The organism is Variovorax sp. Varisp36 (assembly GCF_047304235.1).
Taxonomy (GTDB): domain Bacteria; phylum Pseudomonadota; class Gammaproteobacteria; order Burkholderiales; family Burkholderiaceae_C; genus Variovorax.
Genome location: NZ_JBGLYU010000035.1, coordinates 29021 through 55042, shown reverse-complemented (window position 1 = coordinate 55042; position 26022 = coordinate 29021). Strand labels below are relative to the sequence as shown.

Sequence of the window (26022 nt, the reverse complement as noted above, 5' to 3'; positions counted from 1 at the left end):
CGGAAGCATCAGGACGAAGCCATGGTGAAGTCTCCAACGCACCACATTCCGTGGGGCGCCCTCGGGCCGTGGCTGGCTCTTCTCGGCGCGTGCATCTTCTTTGCGACCCAGTCGGATCGCTTTCTCACCGGCGGCAATCTCTCGCTGATCCTGCAGCAGGTGATGGTGGTCGGCGTGATCGCCATCGGCCAGACGCTGATCATCCTCACGGCGGGCATCGACCTGTCGTGCGGCATGGTGATGGCGCTGGGCGGGATCATCATGAGCAAGTTCGCGACCGAACTGGGCATGCCCGCACCGGTGGCCATCCTTTGCGGCATCGGCGTGACGACGCTGTTCGGCCTGCTCAACGGGCTGCTGGTCACACGCATCAAGCTGCCGCCTTTCATCGTGACGCTGGGCACGCTGAACATCGCCTTTGCGATCACGCAGCTGTATTCGTCGTCGCAGACCATCACTGATTTGCCCGGCGGCCTCACGGGCCTGGGCACCACCTTCGCCATCGGCAATGCCGAAGTGGCATGGGGTTCGGTGCTGATGCTCGTGCTGTACCTGCTCGCGTGGTTCGTGCTGCGCGAGACGGGAGCCGGCCGGCACATCTATGCGGTGGGCAACAACGCCGAGGCCACGCGGCTGGTCGGCATTCCGACGCAGCGCGTGCTGCTGGGCGTGTACGTCGCGGCGGGCGTGCTGTACGGCGTTGCCTCGCTGCTGTCGGTGGCGCGCACCGGCGTGGGCGACCCGAACGCGGGGCAGACCGAGAACCTCGACGCCATCACGGCCGTGGTGCTCGGTGGCACCAGCCTGTTCGGTGGGCGCGGCATCGTGCTGGGCTCGCTGATCGGCGTGCTGATCGTGGGCGTGTTCCGCAACGGGCTCACGCTGATGGGCGTGTCGTCGATCTACCAGGTGCTGGTGACGGGCGTGCTCGTGATTCTTGCGGTAGCGGCCGACCAACTCTCGCGCAGGGGAGCCCGCTGATGAACATCATCGCCAACCCCAAGATCGTGATGCAGGCCAAGGGCCTGGTGAAGCGCTACGGCCAGGTCACGGCGCTCGACGGTGTCGACTTCGAGCTGCGCGAAGGAGAAATCCTCGCGGTGATCGGCGACAACGGCGCAGGCAAGTCCTCGCTCATCAAGGCGCTGTCGGGCGCGGTGGTGCCCGACGAAGGGCAGATCCTGCTCGACGGCAAGGCAGTGCATTTCCGCAATCCGCTGGATGCGCGCCGCGCCGGCATCGAGACGGTCTATCAAGATCTCGCCGTGGCCCCGGCCATGACCATCTACGAGAACCTGTTCCTCGGCCGCGAGCTGCGCCGCCCCGGCTTCCTGGGCAACGTGCTGCGCATGCTCGACAAGAAGCAGATGCTGAAGGAAAGCACCGCCCGCATGGCCGACCTGAAGGTCGGCATCCAGTCGATGACGCAGGCGGTCGAAACGCTCTCGGGCGGCCAGCGCCAATGTGTGGCCGTGGCGCGCAGCGCGGCCTTCGCGCGGCACGTGGTCATCATGGACGAACCGACCGCCGCGCTCGGCGTGAAGGAGGGCAACATGGTGCTGGAGCTGATCCGCCGCGTGCGCGATCGCGGCCTGCCCGTGGTGCTCATCAGCCACAACATGCCGCACGTGTTCGAGGTGGCCGACCGCATCCACGTGGCCCGCCTCGGCCGCCGCGCGGCCGTGCTCAACCCGAAGAAGATCAGCATGAGCGACACGGTCGCCGTGATGACCGGCGCCATGACGGCCGACCAGTTGCCCGCGGAGGCGCATGCCTGATGCGGACGTGCCTGCACGCACGCCCGACCTGTTGCGGCCCCGCGGCTCCAACCAGGTCGGCATGCGCCAGTTCAACGAGCGCACGGTGCTGCAGGCGCTGCGCGTCCACGGCAGCCTGCCCAAGGCCGACCTCGCGCGGCTGACGGGGCTCAGCGCGCAGACCATCGGGCTCATCACCGCGCGGCTCGAGGAAGACGGGCTCATCGTCAAGCAGAGCCGCGTGCGCGGACGCATCGGGCAGCCGTCGGTGCCGCTGGCGCTGAACCCCGACGGCGCCTTCGCCATCGGCATCAAGGTGGGGCGGCGCGGCGCCGAATGGCTGCTGATCGACTTCGCCGCGCAGGTGCGCGAGCGCCACGCGATCAGCTACGACTTTCCCGATGCGGACGAGCTGCTGCCCGCCATCGCGCAGCACATCCACCGGCTGCGCGACGGGCTGGGACCGCTGGCCGCGCGCAACGTGGGCGCGGGGCTGGCCGCGCCGTTCCAGCTCGGCGGCTGGCACCGCACGCTGGGGTTGTCGAAGGCGCAGTCCGACCTGTGGAACCAGATGGACCTGGCGGCCGAGGTGCGCGCGCGCACCGACGTGCCGGTGAGCTTCGCGCGCGACACGGTGGCCGCCTGCGTGGCCGAGCTGGTCGGCGGGCGAGGGCACGACCTGAAGAGCTTCCTGTACATCTTCGTCGACACCTTCGTGGGCGGCGGGCTGGTCATCAACTCGCACCTGCACACTGGTGCGCACGGCAACGCAGGCGCGCTCGCTTCATTGCCGATGCAGCCTCCGGGCAGCCGCGGTGCACTGCCGCCGCAGCTGGTTGCGCAGGCGTCGCTCTGGGAGCTGGAGCAGCGCCTGGCCGGCGAGGGCCTCGACGCCATGGCCGCATATGACGACCGCGCCCTTCAGCCGCCCTATGCCGCCACGACGCAAGCCTGGCTGGAAAGCGCCTCGCAGGCGCTGGCGCATGCCATCGTGAGCGGCACCGCCATGCTCGACCTGCCCGACGTGGTGGTGGACGGCTCGATGTCGCGCGCGCTGCTGCAGGCGCTGCTCGATCAGACCCGTGCCGCGCTGGACGGCTGCAACTGGGAAGGCCTCTGGCAGCCTCGGCTGCATGGCGGCAAGGCGGGTGCGCAAGCGTGTGCGCTGGGCGGCGCGATGCTGCCGCTGCACGCCAATTTCGCGCCCGACCATGACGTGTTCCTGAAGGCGGCCTGACAGGACCGCCCGGCGTTCAGGAAGGCCAGCGCCGCAGGCCCAGTTCGTCCGCCAGCCGCCGATAACTCTTGATCTGCGCCTGCACGTAGTCGTCGAGCGCGGCGCCGGTGAGCGCAAAGGGGTACAGGCCGTGCCGCTCGCGCAAGGCAGCGAAGCCGGACGCCGCGCTCGCCTCGCGAAACGCCGCGGTCCACGCGTGCACGGCCGATTCCGGCACGGCCGCGCTCAGGTAAAGGCCGCGTACGGTGGGCCACACCACATCGACGCCTTGTTCGCGCGCGGTCGGCACCCCGGTGAGTGCGCCGCCGAGCCGGTTCTCCGACAGCACGGCAAGCAGGCGCACGGCCGCGCCGCCGGCAATGGCCTGCAGCGCCTCGGCCGCGTCGCCCGGAAAGGCGTCGACATGCTTGCCCTGCAGCGCGCCGAGCGCATCGCCCCCGCCTTCGAACGACACGAAGCGCATGGCCTTGTGGTCGCGCCCCGCGGCGCGCACCAGCAGCGCGGCCTTCACCCAGTCCTGGCTGCCGACCGTGCCACCGGCGCCGAAGGCGATGCGCGACGGGTCCTGCCGCAGCGCCGCGACGAGGTCCTGCAGGCGCTTGTAGGGCGAATCGCGATGCACGGCGATCACGCCGTAGTCGGTTCCGAGCGTCGTGATCCAGCGCACAGCCGAGGGCGAATGCGGCCCGAAGCGGCCCTGCGCAAGGTTGAGCAGCGAGCCGCTCGAGAACGCCACCAGCGTGCCCGGGCCGCCGAGGCGGCCGGTGGCGATGCGGTCGAAGGCCACGGCGCCGATGCCGCCCGGCAGGTAGCGCTGGGCGAGCGGCGGGCGCGTGGGGCGCACGGCCTGCAGCGCATCGCGCGCGAGCGCGCAGGTCAGTGCGAAGCCGCCGCCGGCCTTGGCGGGGATCACACAGTCGGCAGCGTCTTCGGAGGGATCGTTGGCAGTAGCCTTCGCGCCCGCGCCCCAAGGCATCAGCAGCGCGGACAGCGTGCGAAGTGCGTGGCGGCGGGTAGGTCGCATGGGCATGGCGGCGGGCTTGTCAGGTGGCCGCCGCAGCTTGGGTGCGGGGCCACCAGATGATCGCATGCAGCCCCGTGCCTGCCTCGCGCGCTTCCAGCCGCAGCTCGCCCCGATGCCGCTGCGCGATGGAGCGCGCAATGGCCAGCCCGAGCCCGAAGCCGCCCTTGCCGGCGCGCGCGCCGCGCCGGAAGCGCTGGCCGAGCGCGGCGCGCTCCTCGTCGCCGATACCGGGGCCGTTGTCTTCCACGTTGAGGCTCCAGCCCGCCGCGTCGCCCGCGGCAAAGAGCGTGATCGTGCCTTCGGCGGGCGTGTAAGCGATCGCGTTGGCCACCAGGTTGCCCAGCGCCTCGCGCATCAGCGATCGATCCGCCACGGCAAGGAATTCAGGCACGGGCGAATGAATGCCCAGGTCGATGCGCTTGGCGCGCGCCAGCGGCAGCAGGTCGACCGCCACCTCGCGCAGCAATGCCGCCACGTCGAACTCGGCAGGCTCCACCGACACCGTGTCGCTGCGGCCCAGCGCCAACAGCTGCTGCGCGCTGCGCGTCGCGCGGCCGATCTCGATGCCGAGCGCGTCGAGCGCCACCTGCACCTGCGCCGGGTCCTGCTCGCGCCGCGCGTAGTCGGCCTGCATCTGCAGCGTGGTCAGGTGTGTGCGCAGCTGGTGCGAGGCATCGTCCAGGAACTGGCGCTGCTGCGTGACGAGTTCCTGCGTGCGCGACATCTGCTGGTTGACCGCGGCGACCAGCGGGCGCACCTCGGCGGGCAGGTCGGTTTCCGCAATGCGCGTGAGGTCGTCCGGCGTGCGCGCCTGGACTTCGCGCGCCAGCCGTGACAGCGGCCGCAGCGCCGCCGCCAGCGCAATGGCAGTGCCGCACAGCAGTATCGCCAGCACCAGCGCATCGCGCAGCGCCGCGCTGCGCACGAAGCGCGCGCTGAACTCCTGCCGCGAGCGAGTGCTCTCGCCCACCTGGATCAGCACGCTGCGCCCGGTGCTGCCGGCCGGCGCGCGATCGAGGTCGCGCCGGTAGGCCGCGAGCCGTACCGATTCTCCGAAGTAGGCCGCGTCGTAGAAGGCCGGCACGCCCATCGCCAGTTCGGCGGGCGGCGCGGGCAGGTCCGCGCTGCCGAGCTCGACCAGCCCGTCGGACGTGGACACGCGAAAGAACACCTGCCCGCTCGCCGTGAGCTCGAAGAACTCGAACATCGTGTACGGCAACTCGACCGACAGGCCGCCCGAGGCGGTCGAGATGTTGGCGTCGATGGATTTGAGCGCGCCCAGCAGCGAGCGGTCGTAGGCCGCGTTGGCGGCGGCGAGCGCGTCGTGCCGGGTCATCCACAGCTCGAGGCCGGTTACCACCAGCAGGGCGGGGAACAGCAGCAGCGCGAGCCGCTGCCACAAGCTGGTGCGGCGCAGGCGGTTGCGCAGGCGCGTCAACACGTCCACTCAGCCCGAAGTGCTCGAAGACTGGGAGTGAGCTTCATTCAGTCTGTTTCCAGCACGTAGCCAAGTCCGCGCAGCGTGACGATGCGAACCCCGGTGCCGTCGAGCCGCTTGCGCAACCGGTAGATGAAAACCTCGACCGCCTCGGGGTGCACGTCTTCGTCGTCGGAGAACACGCGCTCGAGGATCTGCTGCTTCGACAGTGGCTCGCCGCTGCGCTGCACCAGCACGCGCAGCACGGCCAGTTCGCGCGGCGAGAGCGCCAGCGCCTCGCCGTTCAGCGTGAAGTGCCGGCGCGCGCCGTCGTACACCAGCGGGCCGCAGGCCAGACGCGGATGCTCGATGCCGCGCGCACGCCGCACCAGCGCGTGCAGCCGCGCTTCGAGCTCGGCCAGCGCGAAGGGCTTGGCGAGGAAGTCGTCGGCGCCCGCGTTGAGCGAGGCGACACGCTCATTCAGCGAGTCGCGCGCCGTGAGGATCAGTGCCGGCAGCCGCTGGTCGCGTTCGCGCAGCCGCTGCAGCACCGTGTGCCCGTCGAGCCCGGGCAGGCCCAGGTCGAGCACCAGCGCGTCGTGGTCGCGCTGCTGCAGCGCCCGGTCGGCCAGGCGCCCGTCGTCCACCCATTCGACCTGGATGCCCGCGTGCTCCAGCGCCTTGCACAGCCAGGTGCCCAGGGTGTGTTCGTCTTCGGCGAGGAGGATGCGCATGGGCCGATGCTAGGGCCGGCAGGGCTCAATCCGGCTTGATGTTTGCCCTTGCAATCACCTTCTGCCAACGAGCTTGCTCGGAGGCGATGAACTGTGCGAACTGCTCGGGCGTGCCGCCCACCGCTTCGGCGGCATCGGCCGTCAGCCGCTGCATCGAATCGGGCGACTTCACGGCTTTCATCGTCTCGGCGGAAAGCTTGGCCAGGTTGGCAGGCGCGATGTTGGCCGGCGCCAGCATGCCGTACCACTGCGTCATCTCGAAACCTGGAAAGCCCTGCTCGGCCACGGTCGGCACGTCGGGCAACTGCGCGAGGCGCTTGGCCGAGCCGGTCGCGATGCAGCGCACCTTGCCCGCCTTGATGAACGGAATGATCGCCGCCGCGCCGATGGCCGAGGCGTCGAGCCGGCCCGAGAGCAGGTCGGTCACCATCGGGCCGGTGCCGCGGTAGGGCACGTGCAGCATGAACACCTCGGCCGTCATCTTCAGGTACTCGAAAGCCAGGTGGCCCGCGCTGCCGTTGCCCGCCGAGCCATAGCTGAGCTTGCCGGGCTTCGACTTGGCATACGCAATGAACTCCTTGAGGTTTTTCGCCGGCACGTCGGGGTGCACCACGTAGAGGCTGGGCACCTTGGCCAGCAGGCTCACGGGCTTGAAGTCCTTGTTCGCGTCGTAGGGCAGCTTGGCGAAGATGTACGGATTGACCGCCAGCGTGCCGATGTGGCCGAGGATGATCGTGTGCTGGTCGGTGCTGCGCGCTACCTCGCTCATGGCGATGTTGCCGGCGGCGCCCGGCTTGTTGTCGACGAACACGCTCTGGCCCAGCGTGCGCGAGAGCTCGGCGGCGGTCGAGCGCGCGACGATCTCCGAACTGCCGCCCGGCGCGAAGGGCACGACGAAGCGGATCGACTTGCTGGGCCAGGTGTCCTGCGCCGAGGCCAGGGAGGGGAGCAGGCCTCCGAGGGCCGCGGCGCCGCCGGCTTGCAGCAGGCCGCGGCGGCTCAGGCGGGTGTCGTCGGGAACGAAGAGGTCGGACATGGTGCTTGTCTCCAGCGCTTTTGGATTGAAAGTGCGCATGGTGCCCGACGGTTGCTGTCGGAAAGCTGTCAGTCAGATCAGGTTGCGCATCGCCTGCGCCGTTTCGCGCAGCACCGGCAGCACGCGCGCCACCGCGTCCTCCGAGCTTTCATGCCCCATCGGCATCGTGATGTTCAGCGCCCCGACCAGCGTGCCGTGCCGGTCGCGCAGCGGCACCGCAATGCCGCGCGAGTTCAGGTCGAGCTGCTGCTCGGAAAGGGCCCAGCCCTGGGCCCGGATGCGGGCGAGTTCGAGCTTCATGCGCTCCATGCTCGCAATCGTGTGCGAGGTGAACACCGTGAGCTGCCGAGTCGTCAGCCATTCGTTCAGCTCGGCATCGCTGCGCAGAGACAGCATCAGCATGCCCGAGGCCGTGACCTGCGCCGGCACGCGCGCGCCGAGCACATAACCGGTGCTCATGCTGCGATTGGGGCCGTTGCGCGCGATGTAGACCACCTCGTCGCCGTCCATCACGCTGAGGTAGGCGATCTCGTTGGTGCCGGCGGCCACCCGCTGCAGGAAGGGCTGCACCACGCGCGGCAGCCGCGCCGACTCCAGGTACGACTGGCCCAGCCGAAGCACGCGCGGCGTGAGCCAGAACAGCTTGCCGTCGCTCGCTACGTAGCCCATGTGCTGCAGGGTCAGCAGGTAGCGCCGCGCGGCGGTGCGGGTCATGTTCGTGCGCTGGCCGGCCTGGCTGGCGGTGAGGCGCGGGTTGGCGTCGTCGAACGCCTCGATGATGCTCACGCCGCGCTCCAGGCCGGCGATCCAGTCGCGCTTGTCCAGGCCGGGCGGGGGCGCGGAGTCGTCCTTGCTGTCCTTGCTCATGGCGGGAAGTGTGCCTTCGTGGGAGGGTTCGAGAGCTGCATTGAATGCAGGTGAAAACCCTTGAATTGAGCGATAAACGATCTTTAAAGTTCGATGATCGCTCGTTTGGCGGGTGAAAGAAGTGCGGGACTTCGGTGAAGCGACTATAAAGCTCGGCATCCGGTCTCGAAAAGAGCGATTGACGAACGGAAGCAAGCACATGAGCCATTCCATCCGCGGCAGCACCCAGGCTTACCTGATTCCCGGCGACCCGGTTCGCAACGTGCGGCTGCCGCGCATGTTTAACGCCGCCTTCGAGCGTTTCGGCATCGATGCCGTGCTGCTGCCCATGCAGGTGCCGGTGCGCGACTTCGCGGTGTTCTTCAAGTCGGCCTTTCTCGCGCGCAACCTGCGCGGCATGGTGATCGCGCCGCCGCACAAGCCGCTGGTGGTCGACCTGCTCGACGGCTGCGGCCTCTTCGGCCGTGTGGCCGGCTCGGTCAACGTGGTGCGCCGCACCGAGGGCGACCAGCTCGAAGGCGACCTGTTCGACGGCGAAGGCCTGATCGGCGCGCTCGACCACTGCAACATCCCGTTCCGCGGCAAGCGCGTGCTGATCCTCGGCGCGGGCGTGAGCGCCGCGGCCATCGGCGTGGCGCTGGCCGAGGGCGGCACGGTGAACGGCGCGGAGTACATCGCGTTCTACGACAGCGCCGCAGGCAAGGCGGCCGGCGTGGCGGCCAAGCTCGATGCGTTTTTCGACGCGACTGTCGCCTCGGTGGACAGCAACGCACCCGAAGGCTTCGACCTCGTGATCAACGCCACGCAGCTCGGGCTGGTCGATGGCGATGCATTGCCGGTCGACGTGGCGCGCATGGAAAGCCATGCGACGCTGTTCGACATTCTTCTGCGCAACCAGCCCACGCCGCTGGTGCGCGCGGCCCGCGACCGCGGGCTCAACGCGCAGGCGGGCTTCGAGATGCTGATCCAGCAGATGCCCCACTATTTCCGCTACTTCGGCCATCTGGACGCGGCCGCCGCGATGCAGGCCGACTCGAACTTCCTGCGCGAAATCATCTATCCGCCGGCGATGCACGCCGAAATCGCGCAGCCGCTGCGCTACCACTCCCCCAGCGTGGCCTGACCGCGCCTTCCTACAGAAACACGAACGACATGATTTCCGGCAAGACCACACTCATCGCCCACATCGGCTATCCCACCGAAGCCTTCAAGGCGCCGATGATCTACAACCCCTGGTTCGACAAGCACGGCATCGACGCCGTGGTCGTGCCCATGGGCGTCAAGCCCGAGGACTACGCGGCCTCGCTGCCGCAGATCTTCAGGTTCAGCAACATCCGCGGCGCGCTGGTGACCATGCCGCACAAGGTCACGACGATGTCGCTGGTCGACGAGGTGACGCCCACGGCGCGCGTCGCGGGCGCCTGCAACGCGATCCTCAAACGGCCCGACGGCACACTGCTGGGCGACCAGTTCGACGGCGCGGGCTTCGTGCGCGGCGTGGAGCGCAAGGGGCGCCTCTTCAAGGGCACGCGCGTGCTGGTGTCGGGCACTGGCGGCGTGGGCTCGGCCATTGCGGCGTCGATTGCCGCGGCAGGCGCTGCCGAACTGATGCTGTTCGACATGAGCGAGGCTTCGGCCGGCGCACTGGCCGCGCGGCTGCGCGAGCACTACCCGCAGATGAAGGTGGCCACCGGCTCGAAGGACCCGGCCGGCTACGACGTGGTCGTCAACGCCACGCCGCTCGGCATGAAGGAGGGCGATCCGCTGCCCTTCGACGTGGACCGCATCAACCCGAACACCTTCGTCGGCGAGGTCGTCATGAAGACCGAGTACACGCCGCTGCTGCAGGCGGCCAAGGCCAAGGGCTGCCAGGTGCAGGTCGGCACCGACATGCTGTTCGAGATGATTCCCGCGTACCTCGAGTTCTTCGGCTTCGGCACAGCCTCGCCGGAAGAGCTGCGCGCCGTGGCCCAACTGAAGTACTGAAAGGCCGGGTCGCCCCATGAGTATTTTCGAAGGCTTCCTCTCCACATCCGAAACGCTCGGCGCCTTCAGCGACCGCGCCTTCGTCGACGCCATGCTGCGCTTCGAGGCCGCGCTCGCGCGTGCGCAGGCGGCCGAAGGGCTGATCCCCGAAAGCGCCGCGCATTCGATCGTGAGCAGCTGCAAGGTCGAACTGTTCGACGTGGCCAAGATCGTGCGCGAGAGCGGGCGCGCGGGCAGCGTCGCGATTCCGCTGGTGAAGGCGCTGCGCGAAGCCGTGGGCCTCTTCAATGCCGAGGCCGCGCCCTTCGTGCACTTCGGCAGCACCAGCCAGGACGTGATCGACAGCGCGATGGCGCTGGTCACGCGCGAGGCGGTCGCGCTCGTCGAAGCCGATCTCGCCAAGGCCGCCGATGCACTGCTGCGCCTGGCCGTCGCGCACGCCGAAACGCCGATGCTCGCGCGCACGCTGATGCAGCCGGCCTCGGTCACCAGCTTCGGTTTCAAGTGCGCGGGCTGGGCCGCGCCGCTGGTGCGCAGCCGCATCCGCCTGCGCGACGCCGCGAGGCACGCGCTGCAGCTGCAGCTCGGCGGCGCCGTCGGCACGCTGGCGCAGATGAAGGGGCAGGGCGCGGCCGTACGCCAGCGCATGGCCAAGGAACTGGGACTGGGCGACCCCGGCGCGACATGGCACACGCAGCGCGACGAATGGGTCGCGCTCGGCTGCGAATTGGGCCTTGTCACCGGCAGCCTCGGCAAGATCGCGGTCGACATCGCGCTGCTCGGGCAGTACGAAGTCGGCGAAGTTGCAGAGCCCAGCGAGCCCGGCCGCGGCGGCTCGTCGGCGATGCCGCACAAGCGCAACCCGGTGGCCTCGATGGTCGCCATTGCCGCCGCGCACCGCGCACCGCAGCGCGTGGCCGCACTGCTCGGCGCCATGCCGCAACAGCACGAGCGCGCGCTCGGCGCCTGGCAGGCCGAGCTGGCCGAATGGCCGCAGCTGTTGATGTCGGCGCACGGCAGCGTGCGCGCAATGGCGGGCGCCTTGCCCGGCCTGCAGGTCGACGCTGCGCGCATGCGCGCCAACATCGACCGGCTGCGCGCCGAACTCCCGCGCGACGCGGCCGACGAATGGTTCGACCCCGCGCTCGCCCACAACGCCGGGCAGACCGCCCTCGCCGAAGTGAAGGCGCTGCAGGCCCGGCTCAACGACAAGGAACTCCCGCAATGACCGCCCCCGAAACTCCCGCCGAAGGCTACGAAGCCGGCCTCGTCAACCGCCGCCGCGTGCTCGGCGATGCCTGGGTCGACAAGTCGCTCGCCAACCGCAACGGCTTCAACGCCGAGTTCCAGGAACTGATCACGCGCCACGCCTGGAACGACATCTGGGGCCGCCCCGCGCTGGGCGACAAGACGCGCCGCTACATGGTGCTGTCGATGATGCTGGGCATCCATGCGTACGAAGAATTCGCCATGCACGTGCGCGCCGCGCTCGACGGGCCGCCCGAGTCGCGCCTCACGCCCGAGGACATCAAGGAAGTGATCATGATGGCCGCCATCTACTGCGGCGTGCCGGTGGCCAACCATGCCTTCGGCATCGCGGCCGGCATCCTGCGCGAGAAGGGCTTGCTGCCTGCGCTGCCCCAGTGAGCACGCCGGTCGCCAGGCGGACAGGCCGGTTCGACGCCAGCTTCACCTTGCTGCTGCCACTGCTGCTGGCGGCGCAGCCGATGGCCACCGACAGCTACCTGCCGGCGCTGCCGGCCATTGCGAAGGAACTCGGCTCCGCCAGCACCAGCCTCACGCTGTTCGTGCTGGCCTTCGGCTTCGCGCAGCTGCTGTGCGGCCCGCTGGCCGACCGCTTCGGGCGCCGACCGGTGCTGCTGGCGGGGCTCGGCTGCTACGTGCTCGCGGCATTGGGCGGCGCGCTCGCGGGCAGCGTGACGCTGCTTGCGGGCTGGCGCGCGCTGCAGGGCTTCTCGATGGCGGCGATCCTCGTGTGTTCGCGCGCGGCGGTGCGCGACCTGTACCCCGCGCACGAAGGTCCGCATGTGATGGCGCGCGGCCTGACCGGGCTGGGCGTGGTCGGCCTGACGGCGCCGCTGCTCGGCGCGTGGCTGGTGCAGGGCGCGGGCTGGCGCTGGGTGATGGTCGCGATGGCGGTGTATGCCTCGGTGCTGTTCGCGCTGTGCTGGCGCTCGTTCGGCGAAACGCGCAAGCCGCCGGGCGAGGGCGAGTCGTCCGCGCCGCGCGGCAGCACGCGTGCCGTGTTCGCAAGCCGGTCCTTCCGCGCCTGGGCCTCGCTGGCGGCGGCGACGTGGGGCGGGCTGTTCTGCTTCCTGCTGCTGTCGCCGATGGTCTACATCGGCTACCTGGGCTGGTCGCCCGCGTGGTACGGATGGATCCCGGCCGGCGGCTCGCTGGTCTACATCTTCAGCACCACCATGTGCCGCACGCTGCTCCGGCGCTATGGACCGGTGCGCACCGTGCGGCTGGGCGCTTCGCTGAGCCTGGCAGGGGCGCTCGTCCAGGCGCTCGGCTGCTGGCTGATGCCGCTGAGTGCCGTGCCGCTGCTGCTCGGCCATGCCGTGTATTGCCTCGGCCATGGCATCCACCAGCCCTGCGGACAGGCGGGCGCGGTGGGTGATTTGCCGCATCTGGCGGGCCGGGCCGTATCGTGGTCCGGCTTCGGCATGATGATGGTCGCGTTCTGCGTGGGCCAGGCGGCCTCGCATTTCGTCGACGCCGATTTTTCCCATGGCGCCTGGCCGATGGTCGTGCCCATGCTGCTGGCCGGCAGCGTGCTGGTGGCCATCGCGTTCCTCTGGCTGCCGCGTCTTCAACACCCGAAAAAGGAAACCACACCATGACCCGTCTGAATGTCGTCCGCGAAGGCGATGGTCCCATCGTCGTGCTCAGCCATGCGCTCGGCTGCGACCTGAGCATGTGGAACGGCGTGGCCGCCCAGCTCGCGCGCGCCCACACGGTGCTGCGCTACGACCATCGCAACCACGGCGCGTCGGAAGTGGTGCCAGGCGCGCTGCGCGTCGAGACACTGGCGCAGGACGTGGCCGAGCTCATCGAGCGCGAGGCGGGCGGCGAGCCGGTGCACTTCGTCGGCCTATCGATGGGCGGCATGACGGCGCAGGCGCTGGCGGTGCGGCATCCCGAATTGCTGAAGACGGTGGTGATCGCCAATTCGGCCGCGCACTACCCCGATCAGTCCCCCTGGCGCGCGCGCGTCGAGACGGTGGCCGCCAAGGGTGTGGCCGCCATTGCCCCGGGCGCCGTGGCGCGCTGGCTCACGCCGGCCTACGCGGGCACGCCCGAGGGCGCGGCCGCCGCGAAGGCGCTGCACGACGTGCTGGTGCGCACCGACGTGCAGGGCTACATCGAGAGCTGCAACGCCGTCGCGGCCATCGATTTCCGCGAGAGCAACCACCGCATGGCGGTGCCCACGCTGGTGATCGGCGGACTGCAGGACGAGGCCACGCCGATGGCGATGTCGCAGGCCATGGCCGGTGCCATTCCGGGCGCGCGCCTCGTCACCATCGACGCCGCGCACCTGAGCGCCGTCGAACGCCCGCTGGAGTTCACGCAGCTGCTGATCGATTTCTGGCGCAGCCTTTGAAGGCCGCCAGCCGGGCCTGGAGCCTAGGTGTATCCCGTATTTCGTGCGAATGATGAACGCATGTGATCGATCATCGATCAGTCGGCCTCGGAATTGATTGTGGCGAGGGCTGGGTATTCCTAAAGTCCACCCCATGCACCGCTCCATCGCCACCGTCTCGCTCAGCGGCACGCTCCGCCAGAAGCTCGAAGCCGTCGCTGCCGCCGGCTTCGACGGCATCGAGCTGTTCGAGGCCGACTTCATCAACTTCAAGGGCACGGCGGCAGAGCTGGGCCGCATTGCAGGCGACCTTGGCCTGAGCATCGACCTGTACCAGCCGTTCCGCGATTTCGAGGGCATGCCCGAGCCGCAGTTCCGCCGCAGCCTGGAGCGAGCCGAGCGCAAGTTCGACCTGATGGAAGCCATGGGCGCGCCGACGGTGCTGTGCTGCTCGAACACCTCGCCGCTGTCGGTGAACGACCCGGCGCTTGCCGCCGCGCAGCTGCACGAACTGGCCGAGCGCGCCGCGCGCCGCAACCTGCGCGTGGGCTTCGAGGCACTGGCCTGGGGCCGCCACACCTCGCTGTACGGCCAGGCCTGGGACATCGTGCGGCGCGCCGATCATCCGCACCTGGGCCTGATCCTCGACAGCTTCCACACGCTCTCGCTGAAGGACGACCCGACCGGCATCGCCGCCATTCCGGGCGACAAGATCTTCTTCCTGCAGATGGCCGATGCGCCGCTGCTGTCGATGGACGTGCTGCAGTGGGCGCGCCACCACCGCTCGTTCCCGGGGCAGGGCGACTTCGACGTGGTCGGCTTCTTCGAGCAGGTGCTGCGCGCGGGCTACACCGGGCCGCTGTCGCTCGAGATCTTCAACGACATCTTCCGCGAGACGCCGAACCGCCGCACCGCGGTGGACGCCATGCGCTCGCTGCTGTACCTCGAAAGCGAAGCGCGCGGGCGGTTGGTTGCCGAAGCCCCGATGCAGCCACTGCAGGTGGAGCTGTTCAACCCGCCGCCGGTGTCCGCGCTGTCGGGCCTGTCGTTCATCGAGTTCGCGGCCGACGAGGCTTCGGCCGCAACGCTGGACACGCTGGTGAAGCAGCTCGGCTTCCGCCGCATCGGCAAGCATCGCTCCAAGGCCGTGACGCTGTACCGCCAGGGCGAGATCAACCTGATCGTCAACGCACAGCCCGATTCGTTCGCGCGCGGCCGCTTCGAGGCGCATGGCACCTCGGTGTGCGCGCTGGGCGTGCGCTGCGGCGACCCGCTCGCGGCCGTGGACCGCGCCACCGCCATGCGTTCGCAGCGGCACGACAGCCCGGTCGGTCCCCACGAACTGCACGTGCCCGCCATCGTCGCGCCGGGCGGCAACCTCATTCACTTCGTGCCCGAGGCGCTGGGTGCCAACGGCCTGTACGAGGCCGACTTCGTCCTGCAGGACGAGGGCGCCGATGCCAACGACGCCGGCCTGCAGCGCATCGACCACGTGGCCCTGGGCCTGGCGGTCGACCAGCTCGACACCTGGGTGCTGTTCACACGCGCCGTGCTCGGCCTGGAACCCGGCGAAAGCCTGGAGCTGGCCGATCCCTTCGGCCTGATCCGCAGCCGCGGCGTCGCCAACGCGGACCGCAGTGTGCGGCTGGTGCTCAACGTGTCGCTGAGCCAGCGCACCCGCACCGCGCGCACGCTGAGCGTGACCGGCGGCGGCGCGGTGCACCACATCGCGCTGGGCTGCGCGGACATCTTCGACTCGGCCGCGAAACTGCGCGCCAACGGCACGCGCTTCGTGCCCATCTCCGACAACTACTACGACGACCTGGCTACGCGCATCGACATCGCGCCCGAACTGCTGGCGCGCATGCGCGAAGCGGGCGTGCTGTTCGACCGTTCGCCGGCCGGCGACTACTTGCACATCTACACCGAGAACATCGAAGGCGGACTGTTCTTCGAACTGGCACAGCGCACCGCAGGCTACGACGCCTACGGCGCGCTCAACGCACCCGCGCGCATGGCATCGCAGGCGCAGGAATAGATTTTTTTCGTCAACCCGGAGACAAACCATGGCAACCACCACGGCCCACGAGCCGAAAGGCAAGCACCAGTCGAAGAAGGCCACCGCGAGCGGCTGGATCGGCTCGGCGCTGGAGTACTACGACTTCTTCATCTACGCCACCGCGGCGGCGCTGATCTTTCCGCAGATCTTCTTTCCGAAGGGCGATCCGCAGATCGCGATCATCGCGTCGCTCGCGACGTACGGCGTGGGCTACGTCGCACGACCGATCGGCGCAGTGCTGCTGGGCCACTGGGGCGACACGCACGGCCGCAAGAACGTGCTCATCCTGTGCATGTTCCTGATGGGCCTTTCCACCGTTGCCGTCGGCCTGCTGCCGACATATGACCAGGTCGGCCTGTGGGCGCCCGCGCTGCTGGTGCTGCTGCGCCTGATCCAGGGCTTCGCGGTGGCCGGCGAGATTTCCGGCGCGAGTTCGATGATCCTGGAGCACGCGCCATTCGGGCGTCGCGGCTTCTTCGCGAGCTTCACGCTGCAGGGCGTGCAGGCCGGCCAGATCATGGCGGCCGCGGTGTTCCTGCCGCTCGCGCACTACATGGACAAGGAGGCCTTCAACTCCTGGGGCTGGCGCATTCCGTTCCTGCTGAGCTTCATCGTCATCGTGGCCGGCTACATCATCCGCAAGGAAGTGGAAGAGACACCCGCTTTCGCCGAAGTCGACAAGAGCGCGGCTGTGCCGAAGGCGCCGGTGATCCAGGCCGTGACCGAAAGCTGGCCCGACATGCTGCGCGTGCTGCTGTGCTCCCTGATGAACGTGATCCCGGTGGTCGCGACCATCTTCGGCGCCGCCTACGCGGTGCAGCCCGGCTACGGCATCAACTTCGAGAAGGACATCTACCTCTGGATTCCGGTGATGGGCAACATCGTGGCCGTGATCGTGATCCCGTTCGTCGGCACCCTGTCGGACAAGATCGGCCGCCGCCTGCCGATCGCCATCGGTGCCCTCGGTTCGGGCCTGCTGTCGTTCGGCTACCTGTACGCCATCAGCATCCACAACGTGCCGCTGGCCATCGTGATGTCGCTCCTGATGTGGGGCGTGGTCTACCAGGGCTACAACGCCGTGTTCCCGAGCTTCTACCCGGAGATGTTCCCCACGCGCACCCGCGTCTCTGGCATGGCGATCTCGCAGAACATCGGTACCGCGATCACCGCGCTGCTGCCGGCGCTGTTCGTGGCGGTCGCGCCCCCCGGCGCCACCAACATCCCGCTGACCGTCGGTGCCATCACGCTGGCGATCTGCGCCATCGCCGCGGTCTCGGCCTGGACTGCCCGCGAAACCTACCGCGTGCACATGAACGACCTGGGCAAGCCCGACGCGATCCCGGTCGACAAGGCCGAGTACGACCTCCTGCGCGAGAAGACGCTGGCGGAAGCGCGCATGGCCAAGGCCGCGGCCTGAAGACCTTTCGCATGCCAGGGGTTGTGGCGCCATGAAGAATGGCGCCATGACTACCTCTTCTTCCCACCTCAAGATCGACTTCGTCTCCGATGTGTCCTGTCCCTGGTGCGCCGTCGGCCTGAGCTCGCTCGAGGCGGCGCTCAGGAACGTGGCGCCCGGGGTCACCGCGGAACTGCACTTCCAGCCCTTCGAGTTGAACCCGCAGATGCCGCCCGAAGGCCAGGACACCTTCGAGCACCTGAACCAGAAGTACGGCTCCACGCGCGAGCAACAAGCCCAGTCGCGCGAGATGATCCGCCAGCGCGGCGCTGCCGTCGGATTCGAGTTCAGCCCCGGAGGCCGGCCGCGCGTCTACAACACCTTCAACGCGCACCGGCTGCTGCACTGGGCCGAGCTCGAGAGCCCGGCACGGCAGGCGGCACTCAAGAAGCTGCTGCTGAAGGCCTACTTCACCGACAGCCAGAACCCGTCGGACCCCGAAGTGCTGGTGCGCGCGGCGACCGAAGCGGGGCTCGACCCGGTGCGTGCGCGCCAGATCCTGGACAGCGACGAATTCGCGCAGGAAACGCGCGAACGCGAGCGCATGTACACCGACGCCGGCATCCACTCGGTGCCCGCAATCATCATCAACGACCAGCACCTCATTTCGGGCGGCCAACCCGTCGAGGTGTTCGAGCGCGCGCTGCGGCAGATTGCCGGCGCTGCGCCGCCGAGCGTGTCGGTAGCCTGACTTAGCTGACGCTTAGGCGCCTCCTGGCGCAGCGCTGCGAAGGTAAAGAGCGTCAACGCGCAGCGGGGCGCAGTGGTTGAGAGGAGCATCCTCTTCACGCTCACGCCCAGGAGTTCCGATGAATAAGAAAAGCCTACTCGGCGCCTGTGTGGTGGCGCTGCTCGCGGCCTGCGCGAGCGCGCCGGGAGACCATCGGCCACTGGTATCGGTATCGCTGCCCTCCGCTCCGGTGAACGAAGCCACGCGCCTGCGCTGGCTCGACCGCGTGAGCTGGGGCGCCAACGCGAGCGGCGACGCACGGCTGGCGAAGCGCGGCCTGTCGCTGTGGATGCGCGACCAGCTCAACCCGCGGCCCGCGCCGCTGCCGCCGGCCGCGCAGGCGCAGATCGATGCGATGGCCATCTCGCGCACGCCGCTCGATCAGCTCGTCTCCGAACTCGACGCGCAGCGCAAGGCCGCCGATGCGCTGCCCGACGAAGAGCAGAAAAAGGCCGCGCGGCAGGCTTACCAGCAGCAACTCAACCAGCTCGCTCGCGAGGCGCAGCAGCGCTTCGTGCTGCGCGCGCTGTACTCGCCCAACCAGCTGCAGGAGCAGATGACGTGGTTCTGGATGAATCACTTCAACGTCAACCTGCGCAAGGACAACATCCGTGCGATGGTGGGCGACTACGAAGAGAACGCCATCCGCCCGCACGCGCTCGGCAGGTTCCGCGACCTGCTCGGCGCCACGCTGCACCACCCCGCGATGCTGCGCTACCTCGACAACGCGCAGAACGGCGCCAACCGCATCAACGAGAACTACGCGCGCGAGCTGATGGAGCTGCACACGCTGGGCGTGGGGGGCGGCTATTCGCAGGCCGACGTGCAAGAGCTGGCGCGCGTGCTCACCGGCGTGGGCGTGAGCTACCAGCCGCTCGATGCGCCACCGCCCAATGTGCGGCCGCCCGTGCGTGCCGACTACGTGCGCAAGGGCCTGTTCGAGTTCAACCCGAACCGGCACGACTACGGGCCGAAGACGCTGCTGGGCCAACCCATCCAGAGCCGTGGATTGGCCGAGGCCGACGAGGCGCTCGACCGCCTCGCGCGCGCGCCGGCCACCGCGCGCTTCATCTCGCGCAAGCTCGCCGTGTACTTCGTGTCGGACGATCCACCGCCCGCGCTGGTCGACCGCATGGCCGCGGCCTTCACGCGCAGCGACGGCGACATCGCCATCACACTGAAGTCGCTGTTCGAATCGCCCGAGTTCTCTGCATCGCTGGGTCGCAAGTTCCGCGACCCGGTGCACTACGTGATGGCCGGCGTGCGGCTCGCATACGACGGCCGTGTCGCGTCGGACGTGAACCCCGTGCTCAACTGGATCAACCGCATGGGCGAGCAGCTGTACGGCCACGAGACGCCCGATGGCTATCCGCTCAATGAAGCCGCATGGGCCAGTGCGGGGCAGATGAACACGCGCTTCGAGATCGCGCGTGCCATCGGTGCGAACGGCGCGGTGCTGTTCCGCACGGACGACAAGGCGCCGCTGGAGAAGCCCGCCTTTCCGCCGCTGGCCGAATCGCCAGCGGTTCGCGCGATGCAGGGCGGCCTGAGTGCGGATACGCGCGAGGCGCTGGCGCAGGCGAAGAATCCGCAGGAATGGAATACCTTCCTGCTGGCGTCGCCCGAGCTGATGCGCCGCTGATGTTTTTCTCCCTCCCCGCTGGGGAGGGCAGGGGTGGGGGCAAGCGGCGCTGGTTCCGCTTCGGTGTTTGATCGAGTGCCGCTTGCCCCCATCCCAACCTTCCCCCAGAGGGGGAAGGAGCAAGGCAAAAGAAAGGACAACCGTCATGCAACGTCGAGAACTCTTGAAGCTCATCGCCGCCGCCCCGTTCGCAGGCGCCGCCGGCCAGCTGATGGCCGCGCCCGCCGCCGAAGGCACCAAGCTGCTGGTCGTGTTCCTGCGCGGCGCGTACGACTGCAGCAACCTGCTCGTGCCGACCAGCAGCGACTTCTACTACGCCTCGCGGCCCAACATCGCCATCGCGCGCCCCGGCACACCCAACGGCGCGCTTCCGATCGACGGCAACTGGGGCCTGCACCCGGCGCTCGCGCAAACCGTGATGCCACTGTTCCAGCAGAAGCAGGCGTCCTTCATCGCCTTCGCCGGCACCGACGACCTCACGCGCAGCCACTTCGAGACGCAGGACTCCATCGAACTCGGCCAGGCGCTCGACAAGCGCCGCGACTACCGCTCGGGCTTTCTCAACCGGCTGGCCGGCGTGCTCGGCGCGGGGCCCGCCACCGACGTGTCGCCCATCGCCTTCACCGACCAGCTACCGATCTCGCTGCGCGGCAACGCCAAGGCCGCCAACATGGCGCTCGCGGGCAATGCGCGCTCGGCCCTCGACGCGCGGCAGAGCCAGGTCATCGCGGCCATGTACCGCAACACCGCACTCGCGCAGCCCGTGGCCGAGGGCTTCCAGGTGCGCGATGAAGTCATGCGCGCCGTGCAGGCCGAGATGGACGCGGCCAGCCGCAACGCCATGAGCGCCAAGGGCTTCGAGCTCGTGGCGCGCCGCATGGCGCTGCTGATGCGCGACCGCTTCGACCTGGGCTTCGTCGACGTCGGCGGCTGGGACACGCACGTGGGGCAGGGCGGTGCCACCGGCTACCTTGCCAACCGTTTTGAAGAACTGGGCCGCGGCGTGGCCGGCTTCGCGCAGGAGATGGGCGAGGATGCATGGCGCCAGACCGTGGTCGTCGTCATCAGCGAGTTCGGCCGCACCTTCCGCGAGAACGGCAACCGCGGCACCGACCACGGGCACGGCACCGTGTACTGGGTGCTCGGCGGCGGGCTGTCGGCACAGGCGGGCGGGCGCGTCGTCGGCGAGCAGCAGGCGCTGACGCAGGCGACGCTGTTCGAGAACCGGGACTATCCGGTGCTCAATGAATACCGGGCGGTGTTCGGCGGGTTGTTCAGGCGGATGTATGGCTTGTCGCCGGCGCAGCTGGCGAAGGTGTTCGATGGGGTGGCGCCGAAGGATCTGCAGCTGGTCTGACGGGCGGATCGGCCATGGGGCCTTCGAGTGGACAATCGAGGAAGCTCCATTCGAAACCACAGCCAAGACCACCATGCCCCGCCTCGACGACCCCCTCCACGACGCCGAAGTCGGCTCCCGCGACAGCACGCTCGACACCACGCGCATCGACGACGTGCGCATCGGCGCCGTCCGTCCGCTCATCACCCCCGCGCTGCTGCAGGAACGCGTGCCCGTGCGCGACAACACGCTGGCGCTGGTCGAGCGCAGCCGCGCGGAAATTGCCGACGTGCTGCACGGCCGCGACGACCGGCTGGTGGTCGTGGTCGGCCCGTGCTCCATCCATGACCACGACCAGGCCATCGAATACGCACAGCGCCTGAAGATCGTCTCCGATTCGCTGCAGGACGACCTGCTCATCGTGATGCGTGCCTACTTCGAGAAGCCGCGCACCACCGTGGGCTGGAAGGGCTACATCAACGACCCGCACCTGGACGGCAGCTTCGCGATCAACGAAGGGCTGGAGCGCGCGCGGCGCCTGCTGCTCGAACTGACCACCCTGGGCCTGCCGACCGGCACCGAGTTCCTCGACCTGTTGAGCCCGCAGTTCATTGCCGACCTGATCGCCTGGGGTGCCATCGGCGCCCGCACCACCGAGAGCCAGAGCCACCGGCAGCTGGCGTCGGGCCTGAGCTGCCCGGTCGGCTTCAAGAACGGCACCGACGGCAGCGTCAAGGTTGCGGCCGACGCCATCCTCGCGGCCCGCGCGCCGCATGCCTTCATGGGCATGACCAAGATGGGCATGGCGGCGATCTTCGAGACCCGCGGCAACGACGACTGCCACGTGATCCTGCGCGGCGGCAAGGCCCCCAACTATTCGGCCGCGGATGTCGCGGCCAGCTGCGAGGCGCTGCTGGCGAATGGCCTGCGGCCGCAGGTGATGATCGATGTCTCGCACGGCAACAGCAGCAAGCAGCACCAGCGGCAGATCGTGGTCGCCGAAGACGTGGCAGCGCAGATCGCGGCGGGCGAGCGGCGCATCACGGGCATCATGATCGAGAGCCATCTGGAGGAAGGACGGCAGGACCTGAAGCCCGGGGTTGCGCTGAAGCATGGGGTTTCGATCACCGATGCCTGCATCGGCTTTGCGCAGACGGTGCCGGTGCTTGAGGGGCTGGCTTCGGCGGTGAAGGAGCGGCGGCGGGTGTCGAAGGGGTGAGGCTGGAGGGGGCCTGCTCAAGCTTGGAGTGGCCGAGCAGCAACTGCACCGCACGGAGGTTCCTCGTCCGCCGGTAGATCAGGGTCGCCTTCGTCCGTCGCATCGAGTGCCAAGCTCTCTGACCCAGCCACCAAGAATCCGGGCGTACTGCCGGGTGCCGAGGTGCGGCGAGTCGTGCATTCGGCTCGGGAACAGGACGTCGTCCGATCGCAGCCCGGCGTGCTGAATCCACGCCTGCACAGGCTCGCGGGTTCCGGGCGTGAGCTCGAACTGCACCGGACGCTGCGTCTTGCGCTGCATCACTGTTGCCTTTGCTCTCCGTGGCAAACGTCCCTGACCTTCAGGCTGACAAGATGCGCGGGCCGGACTGCAGCTGTCCTTGGTGCCGCGCCTGCTTCGCTGGATTGGGCATCGGCTTTCGCGGCTATGTTTTGACCTGCGGCAGCAAGGGGCACAATCGGCCAGGACCGGCCTCTAGCATTTGCACAGAATCCACCGAAGACAGACGCTGGGACATTGGTCACTTTGTCCGTGGCGTCCAATAGATCCCACAAATCCCTATCGAATCCATTGCTCCGAGGAGCCATTTCTGGTGCTGACGCAGACGCTGCAAGACAACGGTGATTCATTTGAGGTGTCAGTTCGCAAAGCTGCCACAGGTTCGCCAGTCGTTCTTTTCTCAGTCGGATCGGGCGGTCAGCCGGAACGGCTTTCTACGCTTCTGGACGCCTTGACTGAATCTGGTTGGACGGTTGTTGCCCCACATTTCGAGCGACTTGCTTCGACTACCCCAACAGAGGAGGAACTGGCCCTCCGGGCAAGACGCCTCGCCCTTGCCCTGGACGCATTCGTTGAGCCCTCCGCAAAAGCAATGGGCGTGGGGCATTCGATCGGTGCTGCCATCCTCGTTGCAATGGCCGGCGCTCAACTGTGGTTGGGGCCAGGTCGGCGCGTCAGCATTGCACCGGACCGTCGCTTGGCTCGTCTGGCCCTTTTGGCGCCGCCAACCGGTTTCTTTCAAGCTCCGGCCGCACTTGATGCCGTGCGAATTCCAGTTCTGGCGTGGGTGGGGTCGGCAGACAGCATCACGCCGCCAATCCAAACAGAATGGCTTGCAAGTGCCATGCACGATCGGAACATCGTGGATGTCCGCATCACCGAAGGGGCTGGGCATTTCTCGTTCATGGACGTCCCACCGCCGCACAGTACGGAGCCACTTCCCAACAAGCAAGCGTTTCTGCGAGAGTATTCGCATGAGATCTGCAAGTTCGTGAGGGCCGCCTAGAGAGCGAACTAGCAGCAGTGGCGTTTGCCTCTGCGGCCTGCGCCCTCCGTCGAGCACAAGAGTCGCATTGGTGCCTTGGCTGACTCGAAAGACGGCGATGAACCCGAAGTTCCGGCCGTCGCAACCGGCTACATTCGGCCACAACCGGCCGTTTGCAGCGCCGGGCAAAGTAGGCCGAGAACGGAAGTTCGCCGGCGCCTCCCGGTTTTCCAATCGGGGCGCGCTTGCCTCACGTCGCTTTCAATACAGTGAACCGAAAATGACGCCTGCCATTGCGGCCGTCGCAGCGTTGGCTGGCATCCCGGGGTTGCAGTCACTTGTACTCGCGCGACGCGCCTTGACCGAAGGTCAGCGCAACGAGCTCGATCGATTGGGCCCTAAGATTGTCGAGGTGGACGATTAGGGCTCATTGCGGCCGAGGCTGTGTGGAAACGCCCTCATCGCGCCCAGTATGCCGGACCCTCGCGTTAGCGAGTGTCCTGATGGGTCTCGATGCCCCCAGCAAGCGAATTGTCGCGAGTGACCTCGTTTGCACGTGCTGAGGCGCCGCATATCGGTAAGGCCGCATTTGAGAGGCTCACGGCCCCACCAACCGCATCGCCTTCATCGTCTTCGCCATCCCCAGAATCCGCATCACCCGCTTGAGGTTGTACGCCAGCACGTGCAGGCTCATCTCGGTGCTTACGTGCTCCAGCGTCTTCGTCAGGAAGTGGGTGGACCCCATCCAGTGTTTCAGCGTACCGAACACGTGCTCCACAGTGCGTCGTCGCAGGGTCATGGCGTCAAGTTTCCTGTCCAGCCGCCGCTGGACGCGCTCCAGAACCTGTTCGTGCTCCCATCGACGGATGCGCCGGTAGTCGCTGGTTGTGCACTCATCTTTCATGGAGCAACGAGGGCAAGCACTGGTCCAGTAGACGCGTGCGTTCAGGCCATTCCTCTCGATCGTGTTGAACCGATAGATTGCGCGTTCGCCTGCTGGGCACTGGTACTGGTCATCCCTGGCGATGTAGATGAAGTCGCTCTTGTCGAAGCGCCCCTGGGCCTTGGCGCCCGAGGTCATCGGCTTGGGCACGTAAGTCGCGATGCCCGTGTCTTCACAGGCCTTGAGCTCAGTGCCGTTGAAGTACCCACGGTCAGCGAAGACGCGCAGCCTGCTTTTACCCATCGCCTCGCGCGCGGCCTGCGCCATCTTGCTCAGCTGGGCTCGGTCATTGCCGATGTTCGTCACCTCGTGGGCAATGATCAGATGGTGCTTGGCATCGACTGCCGCTTGCACGTTGTAGCCCACCAGGCCCGAGCCCTTGGCCTGCGAGTTCATCGAGCGTGAGTCGGGATCGGTGGTGGAGCGCTGGCCGTCGGGCTCGTGCTGCAGTTGCTCCTTGGTCTCATCGAGCTGGCGCATCTGCTCGCGCAACCTCTTGATCTTGTCCTGCAGTCGCTCGGTCTTGGCCTCGACCTCCGCGGGCTGCGTACGGTCGGCGGTCTCCAGCGCGTCGAGGTAGCGCTGGATGCTCTGCTCGATCTGCCGCTGGCGCGCATCGATCTTGGCTGGCGTGACGTTGCGGTCCCGGCTGTTGACCGCCTTGAATTTGCTGCCATCAATGGCCACGATGGCCTGCGTGAACAGCTTGAGCTCCCGACACATGCCCACGAAACGCTTGCAGACGTTGCGGATGCCCGCGCCGTTGTCGTGACGGAAGTCGGCAATGGTCTTGAAGTCCGGGGCAAGCCGGCCAGTGAGCCACATCAACTCGACGTTGCGTTGGGCCTCGCGTTCCAGGCGTCGGCTGGACTGGATGCGGTTCAGGTAGCCGTAGATGTAGAGCTTGAGAAGCACCGCCGGGTGGTACGCAGGCCGACCGGTGGCAGCTGGGTCCGCGCCTTTGAAGCCGAGTGCCTGAAGATCCAGTTCCTCGACGAAGGCGTCGACCACTCGCACCGGGTTGTCTTCGCCGATATAGTCATCAAGACATTCCGGCAACAGCGCGACCTGCTGTCGATCTTCGCCTTCGATGAATCGCTTCATGGGCACCTCGCTTGAAACGGGTGCATCGATTTTATTTTTTGAAGGGCGGGACTGGAAGTCTTTTCACACAGCCTCGGCCACAACCGGACATTCCGATCCACCTTCCAGTAGGACCATGCAACGACACACCCTGTATGCGTACGTAGACGACTCTGACCTAGAAGACGTCGCCGCGCTCATCGAGGAAAGGCTTGTCGAGCTTGCCGAAGCGCCAGGCTGGGTCACATCAAGGCCGACCGTGGTAAATCAGAAGACAAACCTGTCCGGCAGCCACCCTGATGATTTGCCCGACTGGGACCTTGGCATCAATTTGGCACTACCGAACCTAGGCGACGAGCCTGCTAGATGGTTCGGCGACGTTGTGCGCGTTGTCGGGTATTTGGCAAAGCTGCGCTCGGCGTTCGACCGCGAGTTCGTCATCGGCATTGCCGACAACGTCACCGGCGTGACTGAGGACCTCTTCTTCATCGAATCCGACACGCCGGACCTTGATAGGCTGCAGAGCGCCGTCGGCGTTCGCGGCGGCGACCTGCCGCAGGCCTCCTGAGGTGCTTCGGTTGCACGCCGACTTCCTGAGCAAGGCGCTTGCGTTCCTTGCGCGATG

Annotated in this window: 23 protein-coding genes and 1 pseudogene; 17 read left to right on the top strand and 7 right to left on the bottom strand. The window is 67.9% G+C overall.

The genetic code is table 11. From position 1 onward, the window contains the following. The first annotated feature begins 21 nt into the window (after window positions 1-21). Genes ACCD11_RS20005 through ACCD11_RS19995 form a run of 3 tightly spaced genes read left to right on the top strand, consistent with a single transcriptional unit; the run spans window position 22 to window position 2994 of the window. Window positions 22-981, top strand: a complete 960-nt coding sequence (locus ACCD11_RS20005; protein ID WP_413315171.1) for an ABC transporter permease — start codon at window positions 22-24, stop codon at window positions 979-981. Then, complete coding sequence (locus ACCD11_RS20000; protein WP_007828054.1) at window positions 981-1778, top strand: ATP-binding cassette domain-containing protein; 798 nt, start codon at window positions 981-983, stop codon at window positions 1776-1778. The genes ACCD11_RS20005 and ACCD11_RS20000 overlap by 1 nt, the downstream gene beginning before the upstream one ends. Continuing rightward, a complete protein-coding gene (locus ACCD11_RS19995) occupies window positions 1771-2994 on the top strand; it encodes an ROK family transcriptional regulator (RefSeq protein ID WP_413315170.1) in 1224 nt (407 codons plus the stop codon). The genes ACCD11_RS20000 and ACCD11_RS19995 overlap by 8 nt, the downstream gene beginning before the upstream one ends. Window positions 2995-3010: 16 nt before the next feature. Here the strand turns inward: ACCD11_RS19995 and ACCD11_RS19990 are convergent, their stop codons facing one another. The 5 genes from ACCD11_RS19990 to ACCD11_RS19970 all read right to left on the bottom strand — a co-directional run bounded on the left by ACCD11_RS19990 (window position 3011) and on the right by ACCD11_RS19970 (window position 8072). After that, window positions 3011-4018, bottom strand: a complete 1008-nt coding sequence (locus ACCD11_RS19990; protein ID WP_413315179.1) for a Bug family tripartite tricarboxylate transporter substrate binding protein — start codon at window positions 4016-4018, stop codon at window positions 3011-3013. 19 nt (window positions 4019-4037) lie between these two features. Continuing rightward, a complete protein-coding gene (locus ACCD11_RS19985; RefSeq protein WP_413315169.1) occupies window positions 4038-5459 on the bottom strand; it encodes a sensor histidine kinase in 1422 nt (473 codons plus the stop codon). Window positions 5460-5503: 44 nt separating this feature from the next. Further along, on the bottom strand, window positions 5504-6169 hold the full coding sequence (locus ACCD11_RS19980) for a response regulator (protein WP_007828058.1): 666 nt from the start codon (window positions 6167-6169) through the stop codon (window positions 5504-5506). A gap of 25 nt (window positions 6170-6194) precedes the next feature. Then, window positions 6195-7205 (bottom strand): Bug family tripartite tricarboxylate transporter substrate binding protein, encoded by a 1011-nt coding sequence (locus ACCD11_RS19975; RefSeq protein WP_413315168.1) that lies wholly within the window; start codon window positions 7203-7205, stop codon window positions 6195-6197. A gap of 72 nt (window positions 7206-7277) precedes the next feature. Further along, window positions 7278-8072: an IclR family transcriptional regulator C-terminal domain-containing protein gene (locus tag ACCD11_RS19970; protein ID WP_007828060.1), complete on the bottom strand. Its 795-nt coding sequence runs from the start codon at window positions 8070-8072 to the stop codon at window positions 7278-7280. 199 nt (window positions 8073-8271) lie between these two features. Between ACCD11_RS19970 and ACCD11_RS19965 the strand changes: the two genes are divergently transcribed. From ACCD11_RS19965 to ACCD11_RS19910, 12 genes are all read left to right on the top strand, one after another. Continuing rightward, window positions 8272-9195, top strand: a complete 924-nt coding sequence (locus ACCD11_RS19965; RefSeq protein WP_413315167.1) for a shikimate dehydrogenase family protein — start codon at window positions 8272-8274, stop codon at window positions 9193-9195. Window positions 9196-9224: 29 nt separating this feature from the next. Continuing rightward, window positions 9225-10058 (top strand): shikimate dehydrogenase family protein, encoded by an 834-nt coding sequence (locus tag ACCD11_RS19960; protein ID WP_413315166.1) that lies wholly within the window; start codon window positions 9225-9227, stop codon window positions 10056-10058. Window positions 10059-10074: 16 nt separating this feature from the next. Then, window positions 10075-11286, top strand: a complete 1212-nt coding sequence (gene pcaB, locus ACCD11_RS19955; RefSeq protein WP_413315165.1) for a 3-carboxy-cis,cis-muconate cycloisomerase — start codon at window positions 10075-10077, stop codon at window positions 11284-11286. After that, window positions 11283-11705, top strand: a complete 423-nt coding sequence (locus ACCD11_RS19950) for a carboxymuconolactone decarboxylase family protein (protein ID WP_007828066.1) — start codon at window positions 11283-11285, stop codon at window positions 11703-11705. Before pcaB ends, ACCD11_RS19950 begins: the two co-directional genes overlap by 4 nt. An 80-nt stretch (window positions 11706-11785) precedes the next feature. Beyond that, on the top strand, window positions 11786-12925 hold the full coding sequence (locus ACCD11_RS19945; protein ID WP_237726028.1) for a multidrug effflux MFS transporter: 1140 nt from the start codon (window positions 11786-11788) through the stop codon (window positions 12923-12925). Next, window positions 12922-13686: an alpha/beta fold hydrolase gene (locus ACCD11_RS19940; protein ID WP_413315164.1), complete on the top strand. Its 765-nt coding sequence runs from the start codon at window positions 12922-12924 to the stop codon at window positions 13684-13686. Before ACCD11_RS19945 ends, ACCD11_RS19940 begins: the two co-directional genes overlap by 4 nt. A gap of 133 nt (window positions 13687-13819) precedes the next feature. Next, window positions 13820-15703 carry a bifunctional sugar phosphate isomerase/epimerase/4-hydroxyphenylpyruvate dioxygenase family protein gene (locus ACCD11_RS19935; protein ID WP_413315163.1) on the top strand — a complete coding sequence of 628 codons (1884 nt, stop codon included), beginning with the start codon at window positions 13820-13822 and terminating at the stop codon, window positions 15701-15703. 28 nt (window positions 15704-15731) lie between these two features. Further along, the gene (locus ACCD11_RS19930) at window positions 15732-17141 is read left to right on the top strand and encodes an MFS transporter (protein ID WP_413315162.1); all 1410 of its coding nucleotides are present in this window, start codon (window positions 15732-15734) and stop codon (window positions 17139-17141) included. 46 nt (window positions 17142-17187) lie between these two features. Continuing rightward, window positions 17188-17871 carry a DsbA family oxidoreductase gene (locus ACCD11_RS19925; protein WP_007828076.1) on the top strand — a complete coding sequence of 228 codons (684 nt, stop codon included), beginning with the start codon at window positions 17188-17190 and terminating at the stop codon, window positions 17869-17871. Between the two features lie 118 nt (window positions 17872-17989). Beyond that, window positions 17990-19552 (top strand): DUF1800 domain-containing protein, encoded by a 1563-nt coding sequence (locus ACCD11_RS19920; protein ID WP_413315161.1) that lies wholly within the window; start codon window positions 17990-17992, stop codon window positions 19550-19552. 145 nt (window positions 19553-19697) lie between these two features. Next, window positions 19698-20909 (top strand): DUF1501 domain-containing protein, encoded by a 1212-nt coding sequence (locus tag ACCD11_RS19915; RefSeq protein ID WP_007828080.1) that lies wholly within the window; start codon window positions 19698-19700, stop codon window positions 20907-20909. 73 nt (window positions 20910-20982) lie between these two features. Continuing rightward, complete coding sequence (locus ACCD11_RS19910) at window positions 20983-22107, top strand: 3-deoxy-7-phosphoheptulonate synthase (protein WP_413315160.1); 1125 nt, start codon at window positions 20983-20985, stop codon at window positions 22105-22107. A gap of 16 nt (window positions 22108-22123) precedes the next feature. On the opposite strand, the pseudogene ACCD11_RS19905 reads toward ACCD11_RS19910, so the two are convergent. Beyond that, window positions 22124-22475, bottom strand: a pseudogene (locus ACCD11_RS19905) (tyrosine-type recombinase/integrase); the annotation flags it as partial. 224 nt (window positions 22476-22699) lie between these two features. On the opposite strand from ACCD11_RS19905, the gene ACCD11_RS19900 reads away from it, so the two are divergent. Continuing rightward, the gene (locus tag ACCD11_RS19900) at window positions 22700-23392 is read left to right on the top strand and encodes a hypothetical protein (protein ID WP_413315159.1); all 693 of its coding nucleotides are present in this window, start codon (window positions 22700-22702) and stop codon (window positions 23390-23392) included. A gap of 577 nt (window positions 23393-23969) precedes the next feature. On the opposite strand, the gene ACCD11_RS19895 is transcribed toward ACCD11_RS19900, so the two are convergent. Next, entirely contained in the window at window positions 23970-25418 is a 1449-nt protein-coding gene (locus ACCD11_RS19895; RefSeq protein WP_413315158.1) for an IS1182 family transposase, read from the bottom strand. On the opposite strand from ACCD11_RS19895, the gene ACCD11_RS19890 reads away from it, so the two are divergent. Then, window positions 25417-25965 carry a hypothetical protein gene (locus tag ACCD11_RS19890; protein ID WP_413315157.1) on the top strand — a complete coding sequence of 183 codons (549 nt, stop codon included), beginning with the start codon at window positions 25417-25419 and terminating at the stop codon, window positions 25963-25965. The genes ACCD11_RS19895 and ACCD11_RS19890 overlap by 2 nt on opposite strands. Window positions 25966-26022: the final 57 nt, after the last annotated feature.

Excerpts from the sequence above, each read along its gene's own strand:
- ACCD11_RS19960 (WP_413315166.1), top strand. The coding sequence starts at position 9,225 with ATGATTTCCGGCAAGACCACACTCATCGCCCACATCGGCTATCCCACC.
- ACCD11_RS19895 (WP_413315158.1), bottom strand. The coding sequence starts at position 25,418 with ATGAAGCGATTCATCGAAGGCGAAGATCGACAGCAGGTCGCGCTGTTG.
- ACCD11_RS19995 (WP_413315170.1), top strand. The coding sequence starts at position 1,771 with ATGCCTGATGCGGACGTGCCTGCACGCACGCCCGACCTGTTGCGGCCC.
- ACCD11_RS19910 (WP_413315160.1), top strand. The coding sequence starts at position 20,983 with ATGCCCCGCCTCGACGACCCCCTCCACGACGCCGAAGTCGGCTCCCGC.
- ACCD11_RS19915 (WP_007828080.1), top strand. The coding sequence starts at position 19,698 with ATGCAACGTCGAGAACTCTTGAAGCTCATCGCCGCCGCCCCGTTCGCA.
- ACCD11_RS19890 (WP_413315157.1), top strand. The coding sequence starts at position 25,417 with ATGGGCACCTCGCTTGAAACGGGTGCATCGATTTTATTTTTTGAAGGG.
- ACCD11_RS19935 (WP_413315163.1), top strand. The coding sequence starts at position 13,820 with ATGCACCGCTCCATCGCCACCGTCTCGCTCAGCGGCACGCTCCGCCAG.
- ACCD11_RS19945 (WP_237726028.1), top strand. The coding sequence starts at position 11,786 with ATGGCCACCGACAGCTACCTGCCGGCGCTGCCGGCCATTGCGAAGGAA.
- ACCD11_RS19990 (WP_413315179.1), bottom strand. The coding sequence starts at position 4,018 with ATGCGACCTACCCGCCGCCACGCACTTCGCACGCTGTCCGCGCTGCTG.
- ACCD11_RS20000 (WP_007828054.1), top strand. The coding sequence starts at position 981 with ATGAACATCATCGCCAACCCCAAGATCGTGATGCAGGCCAAGGGCCTG.
- ACCD11_RS19950 (WP_007828066.1), top strand. The coding sequence starts at position 11,283 with ATGACCGCCCCCGAAACTCCCGCCGAAGGCTACGAAGCCGGCCTCGTC.
- ACCD11_RS19940 (WP_413315164.1), top strand. The coding sequence starts at position 12,922 with ATGACCCGTCTGAATGTCGTCCGCGAAGGCGATGGTCCCATCGTCGTG.
- ACCD11_RS19925 (WP_007828076.1), top strand. The coding sequence starts at position 17,188 with ATGACTACCTCTTCTTCCCACCTCAAGATCGACTTCGTCTCCGATGTG.
- ACCD11_RS19920 (WP_413315161.1), top strand. The coding sequence starts at position 17,990 with ATGAATAAGAAAAGCCTACTCGGCGCCTGTGTGGTGGCGCTGCTCGCG.
- ACCD11_RS19970 (WP_007828060.1), bottom strand. The coding sequence starts at position 8,072 with ATGAGCAAGGACAGCAAGGACGACTCCGCGCCCCCGCCCGGCCTGGAC.
- pcaB (WP_413315165.1), top strand. The coding sequence starts at position 10,075 with ATGAGTATTTTCGAAGGCTTCCTCTCCACATCCGAAACGCTCGGCGCC.
- ACCD11_RS20005 (WP_413315171.1), top strand. The coding sequence starts at position 22 with ATGGTGAAGTCTCCAACGCACCACATTCCGTGGGGCGCCCTCGGGCCG.
- ACCD11_RS19980 (WP_007828058.1), bottom strand. The coding sequence starts at position 6,169 with ATGCGCATCCTCCTCGCCGAAGACGAACACACCCTGGGCACCTGGCTG.
- ACCD11_RS19930 (WP_413315162.1), top strand. The coding sequence starts at position 15,732 with ATGGCAACCACCACGGCCCACGAGCCGAAAGGCAAGCACCAGTCGAAG.
- ACCD11_RS19965 (WP_413315167.1), top strand. The coding sequence starts at position 8,272 with ATGAGCCATTCCATCCGCGGCAGCACCCAGGCTTACCTGATTCCCGGC.
- ACCD11_RS19975 (WP_413315168.1), bottom strand. The coding sequence starts at position 7,205 with ATGTCCGACCTCTTCGTTCCCGACGACACCCGCCTGAGCCGCCGCGGC.